The following is a 15,369-nucleotide window of genomic DNA, read 5'->3' as shown; positions in this document are numbered from 1 at the left end:
AAAAAAGGGGGACATCTATGGGTGTACCCCCTTTTTTTTGTATACATAAAATCAATCTTATGCCTGGGAGCTTTTTAGTAACCCATTTTTCTTGTAAATGTGTAAATCTTGTTATGATTTCATAAATTAGTATTTAGTAGCTGAACTAAATACACTTTTTTTAGTCAGTGATCAAAATTCTTCAAGGAGGAATTTCCATTGTCTCGACGCTATTTATTTACCTCTGAGTCCGTTACTGAAGGTCATCCAGATAAAATCTGTGATCAAATTTCAGATACCATTCTGGATGCTCTACTGACACAAGATCCAACTAGCCGAGTTGCGGCTGAAGTAGTAGTTAATACGGGCTTAGTATTAATTACTGGTGAAATTACCACCAAAGCCAATGTGAATTTTGTCAATTTGGCACGGAAGAAAATTGCTGAAATTGGCTATACTGATTCAATTAACGGCTTTTCTGCTGACAGTGCCAGCGTCTTGGTAGCTTTGGATGAACAATCACCTGATATTGCTCAAGGTGTAAATACTGCCCAAGAAACTCGCGCTGAGGATAGTGAAGAACTATTCGATCAAATTGGTGCTGGTGATCAAGGTATCATGTTCGGTTTTGCTTGCAACGAAACACCAGAATTCATGCCTTTGCCTATTAGTTTAGCTCATCGCATTGCCCGGAGACTGGCAGCAGTGAGAAAAACAGGCGATTTAGCTTACCTGCGTCCAGACGGGAAAACTCAAGTCACCGTCGTCTATGAAAATGGCAAACCCGTAGGTATTGACACAATCTTGATTTCCACCCAGCATACACCTAATATTGGGGATATTACTGATGATGCTGCGGTGCAAGCTAAGATTAAAGAAGACCTGTGGGATGCAGTGGTAGTACCTGTTTTTGGTGATATTGAGATTAAGCCAAATCAGGATACACGCTTTTTAGTGAATCCTACTGGTAAGTTCGTTATTGGTGGACCTCAAGGTGATTCTGGTTTAACTGGAAGGAAAATCATTGTCGATACCTATGGTGGTTATTCACGACATGGTGGTGGTGCTTTTTCCGGTAAAGATCCCACTAAAGTAGACCGTTCTGCTGCTTATGCTGCCCGTTATGCAGCAAAGAATATTGTGGCAGCTGGGTTAGCGGAAAAATGTGAAGTCCAGTTAAGTTATGCCATTGGTGTAGCCAGACCGGTCAGCATTTTTGTGGATACCTTTGGGACTGGTAAAGTGGATGATGAAATTTTACTGGAATTAGTCAAAGACAACTTTGAACTGCGTCCAGCAGGAATTATCCACGCTTTCAATTTACGCAACCTACCAAGTGAACGAGGCGGACGTTTTTATCAGGACATCGCGGCTTATGGTCACTTGGGACGTAGTGATTTAGATTTACCTTGGGAACGTACCGACAAGGTAGATGTGTTGAAAAAAGCTGCTAATAAGTCTCTTTCAGAAGTTGTTGCTCAGGTATTAAGTTAAAATCTGGTGATTTTAGATTGTAACTAAAACCAAAAAACCTCTGCTTTTATAACTATCAAGCAGAGGTTTTCTAATGTGATTATTGATTTTTTAAGTACTAGTTAGTCACCCCTAAAATATCAAGGAGTTCAAGCTAAACTTAATCCCAATCAGGCATTTCTGCGTCTTCACCACCAATACCGATACCAGTGTTATATATTTCCGCATCAGTAATAGTTAAGTCATTCATTGATGCTTGATACACGTTGGAATCGTTAATAGTTGCACTGGTGAGGTTTGCACCGTTGAGATTGGCTTGCTTCAAATTCACGTTGGTGACAAAAGCTGATGTTAAATTAGCACCTGCTAAATTTGCTCCAGTTAGGTCAGCACCTTCAAGGTTAGCATCTTTGAGGTTAGCTCCTTGGAGATTTGCTCCTCGTAAGTCTGCACCAATTAAATGAGCGCCACTGAGGTTAGCTCCTGATAGCTGACAATTTCTACATTCCCCAGTTGACAATAGCTTTTGTAGGTCTTGTGTATTCCCAGCTTGAACTGAGTTAGCTAAAAATAGGGGAGTGACTAAGGCTATAACTGCTAATAGCTGACGTTTCATAAATTTTCCCCCTTAATAATGGAGTAGCGTCCGTTCTTTCCCTCACGATTCCATTATCTCACTAAATGGCTAGAAGATGTTGATTTATCTCACAAGCTAGATGTGATGTTTTAGCAATTGGCTAATCAGGCTATAACTATTACTAGCATTAGGTTTTAACTATGTCTGAGTACTGAAATTAGGTAAATTACTTTTGTTAAATTTTAGTGTTAAATATCTTTAAGTTTCATCCCTTAGCATAGTTGCGCTTAAATAGTAAATGAGTATTTTATCCTATTAAAAAGCTTTTTAATTTAAGACTTGGTACTATTTTTTTGCAGCAGAAATTCTTGCATATACTCTGTAACTAATTCTGGCTGTTCTTGCTGTACCCAATGACCAGAATTGGGAATATATTTGATTTGTAAATTTCTGACATATTCTTGTGTCCCATAGGTGAGTTCTTTACCTAGTGCGGTGTCTTTTTCTCCCCAAATCATGAGGGTGGGGACTTCGAGAATACTCCAATTTTTGTTGAGGAGGCGCTGTTGAAAAATATTACGATAATAGTTCAACATGGCTGTGATTGCGCCCCGTTTAGCAGCAGCATTTTTATAAGCTTCAATATCTGCTGTGGTAAAGGCGTTTTTATTGAAAGCTGTACCTTGAATAACTTTGGCTATGGCTTCGTAGTCGGAGGCTTGGAGGAGTAGTTCGGGAATAAAAGGGAATTGAAATAAGAAAATGTAGTAACTGCGTAGGAGTTGCTGGGGAGTGGTTAAGCCTTGGGAAAATTTGGCGGGATGGGGGAGGTTGAGTATAATTAGTTTTTCTACCATATCTGGGTGAGCATAGGCAAAATTCCAAGCGATTCCTACGGAGCGCTTCGCTATCGCACCACCCCAATCATGACCAACTAAAACACAACTCTCGTATCCTAATCCCCGCACTACTCCCTCAACATCTTTGACAAATTCATCCATAACATAAGCCGATTGTACTTGGGGTTTATCGCTATCGTTATAGCCACGTAAATCAACAGCAACAACCTTAAAATCTTGAGCAAATTCAGGAATTTGATATCGCCAAGAATACCAAAATTCAGGAAAACCATGCAGCATTAACATTAAAGGGCCTTCCCGTTCGGTGACATAATGCAGTTTGATATCGTTGGTAGTTATATAAGCGTGTGTCCAAGAATCTTCGATAATAGACATAGAATTAAATTGGGTTAAAATTACTGAAATTGTTACCAAAAGCGATTATACAAAGTATTCTTCAGGAAAACATCTATTAAAAGTCAGGGTGTAAATGAGTAAAGTAGAAATACGGGGTGTCTGGTTAACCACGACTGATAGCCAGGTTCTTCAGTCCAGACAAAACATTGCTGAAGCGATGGAATTCTTGGCTGAAACGGGATTCAATGTGGTGTTTCCCGTTGTTTGGAATAAAGGTGTCACCCTTTATCCTAGTTCCACAATGTGGAAGATGTTTGGTATAGAAATTGACTCGAATTTCCTTGGTCGTGATCCTTTAGCAGAATTAATATCAGAAGCACAACGAGTGGGTTTAAAAGTTATACCCTGGTTTGAATATGGTTTTGCTAGTTCTTACAATTCAAATGGCGGGATGTTATTAAAGCAAAAACCAGAATGGGGAGCATACAATTACAAAGGTAATTTATTGCAAAAGAATGGCTTTGAATGGTTGAATGCCTTTGATTTTCAGGTGCAAGAATTTTTGTTAAATTTAGTATTAGAAGTGGTAAAAAATTATGATGTTGATGGTGTCCAAGGAGATGATCGTTTTCCAGCGCTACCATCTGAAGGTGGTTATGATCAAGGAACTGTGAACCGATACCACCAAGAGTTTCAAAAATATCCACCACAGAACTACAAGGATAAACATTGGCTACAGTGGCGTGCAAATATTTTAACTGATGTTTTGGCACTGCTTTATCAAGAAGTGAAAGCGATAAATCCTAATTTATTAGTGTCAATGGCTCCTAATATTTATGATTGGGGATTGCAGGAATATTTGCAAGATTCACCAACTTGGTTAAAGCGAGGAATTGTCGATATCATTCATCCTCAAATTTATCGTCGTGACTTTCTCAGTTATAAATGTATTATTAATAGGTTGGTTAATGAGCAGTTTCCAGATGCTATGTTACCAAAACTAGCACCAGGAATTTTAATCAAATTAGGAAAATATCGGATTAGTCCAGATTACTTGTTACAGGTAATTGAATATCATCGTCAATTAGGAATTTATGGGGAGATCTGCTTTTTTTACGAAGGTTTACGGGAAAATAATGATCAGTTGGCGAAGGTTTTGAAAAAAGGGCCCTATGCTCAGTCGGCTTCGTTTCCCAAATTGGCAGATTTACAGGATTTTGGCATGAGTTATCGCAGGTCTACTTCTATTTTGCAGCGATTAGAAAAACGGTTGAAAAAAATTTTTAAGGGATAAAATCAATGAAATTGCAAATGGAACAAATTATTGAAATTCTTAAACAGGATTTACCGACATTGTTTGAGACAGATATTTCTTATGATATCTATACACAGGATATCTTTTTTCGTGACCCGGTGAATAAATTTAAGGGTAAATTTAATTATCGGATTATTTTTTGGACTTTGCGATTTCATGGTCAGTTGTTTTTTACGGATATCGCTTTTGATTTACATGATGTATCTGAGTCGGGGGAGAGAACGATTTTAGCGAAGTGGACTGTGCGCGGGGTTTTGCGTGTTCCCTGGAAAGCACGGTTATTTTTTAATGGTTATTCGACTTATCAGTTGAATAGTGAGGGTTTGATTTATGAGCATATTGATACTTGGGATAGGGAACCTGGGGAGATTTTAAAGCAGTTTTGGCAGAGGGGGGAGTGATTTCGCGCATAGACGAGAAGGTGCAAATATCGCAATATTGATGAATAATGATGAGGCTAAAACCTATTTGGTGTTTTTTGTTATTGATAAATTTTGCGTTGGTGTTGGGAGGTGATTGAACCACTTTCGTGCAGCATCTCGAAGAGGAGACACGAAGAACACGACAGAAGAAGTCAATTTAGGGTTGGTTTTGGGGATGGGTAAGGTTTGAACTGCCTTCTCTACAAGAGGCTCCGTCAAGGATGTGCGTTGCAGATTCGTGGAGAGTAGAAGTTTGAATTATTTAATTTTTGAAATTCATACTTAAATTCAGCAATACCAGATATTTAATCTACAATATACTTGATAGATAATATGTTGTGATTGAAAATATAGGTTTTATTTCCGATGTTAGCTTTTAACATACAGATTTGTAAGTATCTAAGTTCTCTGGCTGTGTTAGGACTATTCATCACTGGTTGTAATATAAATTCTGCTAGTGCAACTAATAAACCTTCCTCTTTAGGTGGTATTACAGCTACTACCAAAACAATAGAACCTATTTCTAAAAACCCTGTTACTCAGCAAGATAATAATGCAGCAGAAATTAGGGCTGTTTTTGACGACAACTTCAGAGGGTTGAACACAGAAGATGTAGACTTGGCTATGTCTGCAATTGATGAAAATTCTCCAGACTACGAACAAACCAGACAGTTGACACAAAAACTTTTTGATACATATGATTTGAAATACGAAATCAACAAATTTGAAATCCTGGAAATTTCTGATAATAAAGCAACAGTTAGAGTTACTCAGACTACTAAAAAAATTCAAGGCCCCGCATTTAGAGATAATGTGTTGGTAGCTAAAAATACTCTCACGAAATCTAATGGTCGCTGGAAGGTTGTATCAACAGAAATAGAAAGCATTAATTATCTAAATTAGATTGAGCGATGTCTACAACGATCGGTGTCAACGCAATTTTTGCTTAGTTCTCAATTTACTCGTTCCCATGCTCTGCGTGGGAATGCATATCTAGTGGCTCTGCCTCTAAAATACAGGAGGTAGAACCTCCAAGACGGTATTCCCAGTCTGGAGACTGGGAACGAGATCAAATTCTGAAAATTTTGATTTAGACAACAACCGGATATTGCTTCAACACCTGCTGTAAATACTGCCCAGTATAAGACCTCTTATTCTTAGCTACATCTTCTGGCGTTCCGGCGGCAATAATTTCTCCGCCTTTGTCTCCTCCTTCTGGTCCCAAATCTATTACCCAATCAGAACAACGAATCACATCTAAATTATGCTCAATTACTAAAATTGAATTTCCCTTATCCACCAATCTTTGTAAAACATCTAACAATTTGTGGACATCATAAAAAGATAAACCTGTGGTTGGTTCATCTATTAAATAAAGTGTCTTCCCTGTCGCACGTCGAGATAATTCTGTGGCTAACTTCACTCGTTGCGCTTCCCCACCGGATAAAGTTGTGGCTGGTTGTCCTAATTGTACATAACCCAGACCGACATCTACTAAAGTTTGTAATCTTGTCACAGCTTTGGGAATATTTTGACAGAAATCTAATGCTTCCTCAACCGTCATGTTGAGAACATCAGAAATTGATTTATCCTTATATTTAACTTGTAATGTTTCTCGGTTATATCTCGCACCTTTGCAAATTTCACATTGAACATAAACGTCAGGGAGAAAATTCATTTCAATGACGTTTACACCCTGTCCGCTACAAGCTTCACAACGTCCACCTTTAACGTTGAAAGAAAATTGTCCGGGTTTATAACCTCTGGTTTTGGCTTCGATGGTTTGGGAAAAGACATCACGAATGATATCGAAGACTCCTGTGTAGGTTGCGGGGTTAGAACGGGGAGTTCTCCCAATGGGTGATTGGTCGATAACGATCGCTTTATCAACGGAATTTAAACCCTTGATTTCATCTATATCCTTTGGTGCAGGAGCTTTTTTGAGTAAATGGTGTTGTAATGCTGGATAAAGTAATTCGTTAATTAGGGTAGATTTTCCAGAACCTGACACACCGGTGACTGAGACAAGTTTTCCTAAGGGAATTTCGACATCAATATTTTGTAAGTTGTTACGACTAGCATTTTTAATGGTTAAACTGCGTCCATTACCTTCTCTTCTTTTTGCTGGGGTGTTAATTACCCTTCTACCTGATAAATAAGCACCGGTTAAAGAATCTTCTGCTGTTAACAATGCCTCTAAATCACCTTGGGCAACTATATGACCACCGTGAATTCCGGCACCGGGGCCAATATCAACTATATAGTTAGCGGCTCGAATGGTTTCTTCGTCATGTTCAACGACAATTAAGGTGTTTCCTAAATCGCGTAATTTGGTTAAGGTTTTGAGTAATCTGCCGTTATCTCTTTGATGTAAACCAATGCTGGGTTCGTCTAGAACATAAAGAACTCCTGTTAGTCCTGAACCGATTTGTGTGGCTAAACGAATGCGTTGGGCTTCACCACCTGATAAGGTCATGGCGGGACGATCTAAGGTGAGATAATCTAAACCAACATCTAATAAAAATTGCAATCTGGCTTTAATTTCTCTGAGAACTAAATCACCAATTTGGGTTTGTCTGTCGCTCAATTTTAAATTTTCTATTCTTTCCCGACAATCCCGAATTGATACGCTGGTTAAATCTAAAATTCCAAATTGTCCCAACTTCACTGCTAAGGCTTCTGGTTTTAATCGCTTGCCACCGCAAACTTCACAAGGTTGATCAATTAAATATTCTTCCAATTTTTGCTTAACTAGTTCGGAACCGCCTTCATATTGGCGTTGCAAAATCGGAATTACGCCTTTAAAATTTGGTGCTTTTTGCTTCTCTGCGGTAGCATCGGGTGAACTGTTGGCACGTTTAGGTTTTTCTTCCCCATACAAAACTATCTGTTGTTGTTCTGGGGTTAACTTACTCCACTGGGTCTGCAATTCAAATCCATAGGTCTGTCCCAGACTATAAAGTAACTCTAAATAATAGGAATTTTCTTTTTCTGACCAAGGGGCAATTGCCGCATACATGGGCGAATCTGGGTTCGGTATCACTAAGTCGGAGGAAAATCTTTTTAAGGTTCCGATACCGTGACAATGGGGACAAGCACCATAAGGTGAGTTAAAAGAAAACAAACGTGGTGATAATTCTTCCATTACTGCACCATGTTCTGGACAAGCAAAGTTTTCTGAAAACACCATTTCTAGTGATGATTCTTGTGCGGAAATATCTTGATTTTCTCCTGGGGTTGATATATACTTACTATCAGGTCGCTCTAGCGATACCTTATCAGAAGTATCATTTAATACTTCAATTATAGCGATTCCGTTAGATTGCTTAAGGCAAGTAGAAAGAGAATCTACTAAACGCTCTTGAATGCCGTCTTTTTTAACTAAGCGGTCAATAACCAGTTCTATAGTGTGTGTAATATTTTTATCTAATTCAATGGAATCAGACAGTTCTCGCACCTCTCCATTTACCCTCACGCGTACAAATCCTTGCGCGGCTAAACCAGATAAAAGTTTGCGGTGAGTTCCCTTTTTACCCCGGACGACAGGTGCAAGAATTTGGAAGCGGGTACGATCGCTCAATTCCATAATCCGATCGCACATCTGGTCAATGGTTTGGGGAGCAATACAGCGATCGCAGATGGGACAATGGGGTTCACCAGCGCGACCATATAACAAGCGCAGATAATCGTAAATTTCCGTCACCGTCCCCACCGTCGAACGGGGGTTATGGGAAGTTGATTTTTGGTCAATAGAAATCGCCGGACTTAAACCTTCAATTGCTTCCACATCCGGTTTATCCAACTGACCCAAAAATTGCCGTGCATAGGCGCTGAGAGATTCCACATAACGCCGCTGCCCTTCGGCGAAAATGGTATCAAAAGCCAAAGAAGATTTACCCGAACCAGAAACGCCAGTAAAGACAATCAAGCGATCGCGCGGCAATACCAAATCAATATTTTTCAGATTATGCTGCCTAGCACCGCGAATGCGAATAGTATTCTGGCTGTTGTGGTGGTACGGAAGACTACCGTTTAAAGATGCTGCTAGGTTTTCTGACATATTGACAGCCTGAAGGAATGTTGCACAGTGAAACAGTTCTTCATAATACTATCTTTACTCAGGATATGCTAGAACTACAAGTCGCACATATTTTCCGAATTTGCTACATAACATCAGTAAAAAGACTTGAGAAAACCGAAATATGTAACGAAAAGCAAGTTTCTTACATAGGTGATTGCAAACTGTAACTATACAGGTAAAGCCCACAGGGGTAGGCTGAATTAGACCCGTATTATACCAGATCCGAAAATTCAATGTGCATTTCCTATAACCCCTGTATGGCGGTTACATGATTAGAGATTCTTGGTTCCAAATCCTTTTTTGGAGATGTTTATTATCCGGCAGAAGTTAGAGATATTTTTGTGCAATTATCGACATTACTTTTTATATACATTTAACCAACCCAGAGGAAGACGTTATTTAAATGATAATTTTTTAAACTTTAGGCATTTGTAAAATAGTCACAAGGATAATTGCCTAAATGATGGAAATCAAGAGATTATTTAATCAAATGCATCGTCAACTTACTCTATTCATGTTAGCCATTTTCATCTGGTTAATTAGTTTACCGATGCTTTCAGCCCAAGCGGCTGGTTATTTTTCTGAAAAAACCCACAAAGTAGAAATAACTCATCCATATTATTCCACACAAGAACGTAGAGTAGCTGTAAATGAGCCTTTTAGACCTTTTTATTCAAATCAAAATCGAAGGAAAGAAAAAGTTTATACAACACCAGAGATTGGTGATGATTATATCGAAAGTGGGAAGCGAGCAGGTGAAGTAATTCCCAAAGATTTGGGAACAGGAAGTAGACAAAAAAATCCTCTAAATATGCTCAAACGCGCTGGAGAAGAATTGGGTAATGAACCCCAAAAACGGACTTTTGGTGCTAGGGATTATGAACGTAGTGAAATTGAAAAAGAACTGATGCGGAATAAATCAGAAAGAGGTGATTTTGATTGATGATAACCCAGTGTCAATAGATACTAAAACTCCACCAGCTAGAGGTACGCCAAAATGTGCTTCTAGCATTTATTGATCAACTTTGTGATGACGAAAATCTCAAAAGGCAAATCGTGGATGGGATTCTGGGATATCCTTAGATAGGATAGAGATTTGTCGAATAAAGTAGAATGAAGCTGGCAGCAAGAGTAAGTCAGGTGACACCCTCCATAACCTTAGCGATCGCAGCTAAAGCTAAGGCTATGAAAACAGAGGGTATAGATGTTTGTAGTTTTAGTGCCGGAGAACCGGATTTTGACACCCCAGTGCATATCAAAGCCGCAGCAGCGAAAGCTTTGGATGAAGGGAAAACCAAATATGGCCCCGCAGCTGGAGAACCAAAATTAAGGGAAGCGATCGCCCAAAATCTCAAAAATCATCACGGTTTTGATTATAAATCGGAAAATGTCATCGTCACTAATGGCGGGAAACATTCTCTGTATAACTTGATGATGGCGCTAATTGAAGCTGGTGATGAGGTGATTATCCCTGCACCTTATTGGCTGAGTTATCCCGAAATGGTGATTTTGGCAGGTGGGAAACCTGTAATTGTACATACAGATGCTTCCACAGGTTACAAAATTACCCCAGAACAACTCAAAAACGCCATTACCCCAAAAACTAAGTTATTCATCCTCAACTCCCCATCTAACCCCACAGGGATGGTTTACACGCCGTCAGAAATTAAAGCTTTGGCGCAAGTAATAGTTGATGCAGATATCTTAGTTGTTTCTGATGAGATTTACGAAAAAATTCTCTACGACGGTGCAGAACATATCAGCATCGGTTCTCTAGGAAAAGAAATTTTTGCACGCACCTTAATTAGTAACGGGTTTGCGAAAGCTTACTCAATGACTGGGTGGAGACTAGGATATTTAGCAGGGCCTGTAGAAATTATTAAAGCTGCCAGTAGCATTCAAGGGCATAGTACATCAAATGTGTGTACCTTTGCTCAATATGGTGCGATCGCAGCTTTGGAAGGTTCCCAAGACTGTGTAGAAGAAATGCGTCAAGCTTTCGCTAAACGTCGTCAGGTAATGCTAGATAGACTTAACGCTATTCCCGGCTTGAGTACCGCTAAACCAGATGGTGCTTTTTACCTATTCCCAGATATCAGTAAAACCGGCTTAAAGTCCCTGGAATTTTGCAACGCTTTATTAGAAGCACATCAAGTTGCAGTTATTCCCGGTGTAGCTTTCGGTGCTGATGACAACATTCGTCTTTCCTACGCTACTGATATGGCGACCATAGAAAAGGGAATGGATAGATTAGAGAAATTCGTGCGTTCTCGAATTTAATCATCAATTTGTCTCATCATGGACAAATAAGATCCCCCTAACACATCTGATTACAGAGAGTTAGGAGGATCAACGATTTGCAAGGAACTACCTGAGTTCGGAGTTCGGAGTTTCTCCTCCGGAGACGCTACGCGAACGGAATTATGATTTTTCAACGAGAGAATAAGGGTTTGAAACTCCTACTGGGGGCGAGTTTTCCACAAATTATCTTATGTCGAACTCAGGTGAACTGGGTGTATACTTAAGACTCAGCATGGTCTAAATGCACCGACCTTCTGGCTATGATTATCTCCACACATAGCGACCAGGAACCCGAACTCTCCGTCCACGTTGTTGTGTCCAATAAGGAGCAACCCAGACTCTACGTCTTGTTTGAACTTGTACAGGTCTACGATTGACAACTCGACGTTGAACAACCTGTACTTGTCTATATTGTGCTGATGCTGATTCTGGTAAAATAGTCATGCCTAAAGGTATAGCAAGCATGATACCAGTGATAGCAGTAATAACTTTTTTCATCAAAATTTTCCTGTCAACAACTTATTTCAGTTTGTAAATCAAACCTTGTTATTGTTTGACTTGTCACACCAGCTATCCTATAAGTTTAATTTTGAATTTACTAGTTACTAAAGTCACTAATGCAACCATGACTTTAGTCTGTATTAAAATATGACAGAAGTCATGGGGAAAAGAGGAGATAATTAGGACTTGCGGAAAAAGTCTTTCCGTTAGGGTTCGGAGTTCGGAGTTCGGAGTTCGGAGTTCGGAGTTCGGAGTTCGGAGTTCGGAGTCAGGAGTCAGGAAGAAGAATTAGAAGGAGATCAGAATATTCTCAAATCTGGGTAAATGAACGGTTTTTGATGCTTTCATCGCTTATTTCTTGCACCTTCTCCAACTTTTTCAGCCTGAGACTGTTGATATATCTATGTTTTTGGTTTATTAAGCAAACCCTAATTACGAATTACGAATTAATCCCATTTGCTGTAATCCTTGGGACAGACGTTGTGCTTCTTGGGGGTTGTGTTGCTCATGGAGAGCGATCGCATATTCAAAAGCTGCTAAACTATTTTCAACATCGCCAACTTTCAACAGCACTACCCCTAAATTTTGATAAGCTTCTGCATAATCAGGATTTAATTGTATAGCTTGGTCATAACAATCAATAGCCTCAGCAAATAAATTCATGGCTTTACATACCATCCCCAAATTGTAATAACCAGTTATAAAATTAGGATCAATCTTGATAGCTGTTTCATAAGCAATTTTCGCTCCTTGCAAATCTCCCGTAGCTTTGAGTAAATTTCCTAAATTGTTATATCCTCCCAACTTCAACAGAGGATAAATTGGTAATTTCACAGCTGCTTGATAATGGTAAATAGCTTGAGGTACATTCTTTAAATGTGTATGAGCAATTCCTAAATGATAATTTAATTCATATAAAATATCATAATTGGTTTCATTTATATCTTGATTAATATAATTTTCAACTTTATTTACTTGAGAATCATTCAGCCAGTGCAAAGGTGTTTTTTTTGTAGAACTGCGTTTTCCCATTGCCTGATTTAAACCATGATTTAATAATTCCATTCCCTCATTAATTTTACCCATTTCCACATACAAAGCTCCCAACTTACTACAAACATAAGCATCATGGGGATTAGCTGCAAAAAAATCCTCCATAGCAGCTGCGGCTTTAGCATATTTATCTTGCTGATTAATTACAGCTTTTTGATATCCAGCATGGAGAATAGCCACCTCTGGTAAATAGCCAATTTGCCAAGAGGATTCCTTCGTTAAAATTGACGTAATACTATCATCAACTAGTGCATGATAAGGGCGTTCAAAGCGAATATCTGGATGATTGCGAAAAAGTCGAGAAACCAAAGAATAAGGTGATTGAGTTGCACCAACTTCTTGACGGACAAGATTAATTAATAAATAATCTTCTATTTTAATTACTTCTTGCAAATAAGGCGCTATTTCAGGTGTCAGACTTTCATCAGCATCTAATACCAAAATCCAGTCTCCTGTCACATATTTTAAAGCCTCATTACGAGCAGCACTAAAGTCATTACACCATTGAAAATAATGTACTTTTGCGCCAAATTGTGCAGCAATTTGGGGGGTTTTATCAGTTGAACCTGTATCGAGAACTACAATTTCGTCTGCTACATTTTTGACACTTTGCAAACATTTTGGTAGGTTGATTTCCTCATTTTTGACAATCATGCACAAGCTGAGTTTCATAAATTAATCGTTTTTTCTTTAGTGATAACTTATGTACACTTTCTTGGCAAGGCAGTCTAAAAAACGTGAACATCAAAATCTTTCGTAAAAACACCGCTGTCATTCTAAGTGCAACATAGTGAAGCGCAAAATCTCCAGCTATAATTGCAAAAGTGAGTCCTAACATCAAATCCGTTTAGAGAGTCCGAATTAAATCAGCAAAACCATAAATACTGATACCCAGTAACAGCAATGCTGTTAATTGCGTAATAAATCTTTGGGGTGAGGGTGGATTAACGTGGGCTACTGTAGATATCCATTCCCGCACTAAAATAGAAATAGATGCACCGACGACGAAACTCAAGCCCAGCACTAGATAAGCCAGATCTGGTACTATGGTTGTAATTCCCAGCATTGCGATCGCTAGAGAAAGCATCAATAATTCAATAAATCGCGGGGGATTATGTTGACTAGATAAAATAACAGTGTTGATACAGATATTTAAAAATCTCATACTAAGTAATCGTGCGGAATAAATTATATGGTTGTAGGAGGGAATAGGGAATAGGGAACGGGGAAAAGATTTTACCAATCACCAATCACCCATTACCCATTACCCATTACCTAACCCCAGCTTTCATGCCAGTGCCGTTTTTCTGTGCTGAATCTTCTGGTAATTCCACACCAAAAACGCGACAAAACACTTTTTCAACTTTATAACCAGTATCAATTGATTCTAAGGGATCTTTCCGCAAACGGTGACGCAGACATAATGTAATTACCCGTCGAATATCATCAACTGTAACTTCTGTCCGTCCTTCAAATGAGGTTAAAGCCTTAGCAGCGCGGTTAGTGACAATATCCCCCCGCAAACCATCTACATCCAATTCTGAACAAACTTCCGAAATTTTCACCCGCAGATCATAGTCAAGGTTCACTTGTGGTAACAACTCTTGAGCCTTGACAATTTGCTGTTGTAATGCTTCCTGGGGAGTTTTGTGTTGTTCTAAATATACAGCAGGATTTTGATCAAATTCTCCCCGTTCTTCCACGATTTGCACCCGCAAAGCCGGCTCTTTTACCGTGTGAATTTCTGCGTGCATTCCAAAACGGTCGAGTAGCTGAGGACGCAATTCTCCTTCTTCTGGGTTTCCCGAACCAACCAGAACAAACCGCGCTGGGTGACGGATAGAAATACCTTCCCGTTCCACAGTGTTCCAACCACTAGCAGCAGAATCGAGGAGTACATCTACCAAATGGTCATCTAATAAGTTGACTTCATCAACATAAAGAATGCCTCTGTTAGCTTTAGCCAGTAGCCCTGGTTCAAAAGCTTTCACACCTTCAGATAAAGCTTTTTCAATGTCGATAGTACCGCAAACCCGGTCTTCTGTTGCGCCTAATGGTAAATCTACCATTTGCACCTTTTTGTGATCTATGGGAATTTCTCCCCCTTCGGCTAGTAATTGACGGACTTCATCACTCATCAAATCCGGGTCATTGGGGTCACTATTGAAGGGGTCATTGGCGACTACGGGGATTTCTGGCAGCAGGTCTGCCAAAGCACGGATAGTTGTAGATTTGCCGGTGCCGCGATCGCCCATAATCATTACGCCACCAATTTTGGGATCAATCACATTTAACAACAATGCCAGTTTCATTTCTTCCTGGCCGACAATTGCTGTAAATGGAAAGACCGCGCGACGCGCACTTACTGTAGTTTGAGCAGTTGAAGTCACTAAATTACCTTAACAATACTTTTGTTATTACAATTCTTTATTTTGCCACATCTGGGCAGGCTGAGGAGCAGGGAAGCAGAG

Annotated in this window: 13 protein-coding genes; 6 read left to right on the top strand and 7 right to left on the bottom strand. The window is 39.3% G+C overall.

The genetic code is table 11. The annotated features are described in order from the left end of the window. Positions 1 to 198: 198 nt before the first annotated feature. Positions 199 to 1,473 carry a methionine adenosyltransferase gene (gene metK, locus AC012T_RS13700; RefSeq protein WP_487059110.1) on the top strand — a complete coding sequence of 425 codons (1,275 nt, stop codon included), beginning with the start codon at positions 199 to 201 and terminating at the stop codon, positions 1,471 to 1,473. 139 nt (positions 1,474 to 1,612) lie between these two features. On the opposite strand, the gene AC012T_RS13695 is transcribed toward metK, so the two are convergent. Both AC012T_RS13695 and AC012T_RS13690 read right to left on the bottom strand, forming a co-directional pair. After that, complete coding sequence (locus AC012T_RS13695) at positions 1,613 to 2,068, bottom strand: pentapeptide repeat-containing protein (RefSeq protein ID WP_487059108.1); 456 nt, start codon at positions 2,066 to 2,068, stop codon at positions 1,613 to 1,615. Between the two features lie 293 nt (positions 2,069 to 2,361). Next, positions 2,362 to 3,264: an alpha/beta fold hydrolase gene (locus AC012T_RS13690; RefSeq protein WP_487059106.1), complete on the bottom strand. Its 903-nt coding sequence runs from the start codon at positions 3,262 to 3,264 to the stop codon at positions 2,362 to 2,364. Positions 3,265 to 3,358: 94 nt separating this feature from the next. On the opposite strand from AC012T_RS13690, the gene AC012T_RS13685 reads away from it, so the two are divergent. The 3 genes from AC012T_RS13685 (at position 3,359) to AC012T_RS13675 (ending at position 5,865) form a co-directional block, all read left to right on the top strand. Continuing rightward, complete coding sequence (locus tag AC012T_RS13685) at positions 3,359 to 4,519, top strand: glycoside hydrolase family 10-like protein (RefSeq protein WP_487059105.1); 1,161 nt, start codon at positions 3,359 to 3,361, stop codon at positions 4,517 to 4,519. A gap of 5 nt (positions 4,520 to 4,524) precedes the next feature. Next, the gene (locus tag AC012T_RS13680; RefSeq protein WP_487059103.1) at positions 4,525 to 4,941 is read left to right on the top strand and encodes a C6orf136 family protein; all 417 of its coding nucleotides are present in this window, start codon (positions 4,525 to 4,527) and stop codon (positions 4,939 to 4,941) included. A 387-nt stretch (positions 4,942 to 5,328) separates the two neighbouring features. Continuing rightward, positions 5,329 to 5,865 carry a TcaA NTF2-like domain-containing protein gene (locus AC012T_RS13675; protein WP_487059102.1) on the top strand — a complete coding sequence of 179 codons (537 nt, stop codon included), beginning with the start codon at positions 5,329 to 5,331 and terminating at the stop codon, positions 5,863 to 5,865. A 187-nt stretch (positions 5,866 to 6,052) separates the two neighbouring features. Here the strand turns inward: AC012T_RS13675 and uvrA are convergent, their stop codons facing one another. Next, entirely contained in the window at positions 6,053 to 9,022 is a 2,970-nt protein-coding gene (uvrA, locus tag AC012T_RS13670) for an excinuclease ABC subunit UvrA (RefSeq protein WP_487059100.1), read from the bottom strand. Positions 9,023 to 9,503: 481 nt separating this feature from the next. Here uvrA and AC012T_RS13665 point away from each other — a divergent pair, with 481 nt between their 5' ends. Next, positions 9,504 to 9,986 carry a hypothetical protein gene (locus tag AC012T_RS13665; RefSeq protein ID WP_487059099.1) on the top strand — a complete coding sequence of 161 codons (483 nt, stop codon included), beginning with the start codon at positions 9,504 to 9,506 and terminating at the stop codon, positions 9,984 to 9,986. A 170-nt stretch (positions 9,987 to 10,156) separates the two neighbouring features. Next, complete coding sequence (locus AC012T_RS13660; protein ID WP_487059098.1) at positions 10,157 to 11,323, top strand: pyridoxal phosphate-dependent aminotransferase; 1,167 nt, start codon at positions 10,157 to 10,159, stop codon at positions 11,321 to 11,323. 285 nt (positions 11,324 to 11,608) lie between these two features. Here the strand turns inward: AC012T_RS13660 and AC012T_RS13655 are convergent, their stop codons facing one another. The 4 genes from AC012T_RS13655 to bchI all read right to left on the bottom strand — a co-directional run bounded on the left by AC012T_RS13655 (position 11,609) and on the right by bchI (position 15,288). Next, a complete protein-coding gene (locus AC012T_RS13655) occupies positions 11,609 to 11,842 on the bottom strand; it encodes a hypothetical protein (protein ID WP_487059096.1) in 234 nt (77 codons plus the stop codon). A 435-nt stretch (positions 11,843 to 12,277) separates the two neighbouring features. Then, positions 12,278 to 13,570 (bottom strand): glycosyltransferase family 2 protein, encoded by a 1,293-nt coding sequence (locus AC012T_RS13650; protein ID WP_487059094.1) that lies wholly within the window; start codon positions 13,568 to 13,570, stop codon positions 12,278 to 12,280. A gap of 175 nt (positions 13,571 to 13,745) precedes the next feature. Then, positions 13,746 to 14,063: a hypothetical protein gene (locus AC012T_RS13645; protein ID WP_487059092.1), complete on the bottom strand. Its 318-nt coding sequence runs from the start codon at positions 14,061 to 14,063 to the stop codon at positions 13,746 to 13,748. A 106-nt stretch (positions 14,064 to 14,169) separates the two neighbouring features. Continuing rightward, positions 14,170 to 15,288, bottom strand: coding sequence for a magnesium chelatase ATPase subunit I (bchI, locus tag AC012T_RS13640; protein ID WP_487059090.1), 1,119 nt, complete (start codon positions 15,286 to 15,288; stop codon positions 14,170 to 14,172). Positions 15,289 to 15,369: the final 81 nt, after the last annotated feature.

It is taken from the genome of Anabaena sp. EIM26 (assembly GCF_057568715.1).
This window is presented reverse-complemented; position numbering and strand designations above follow the sequence as displayed.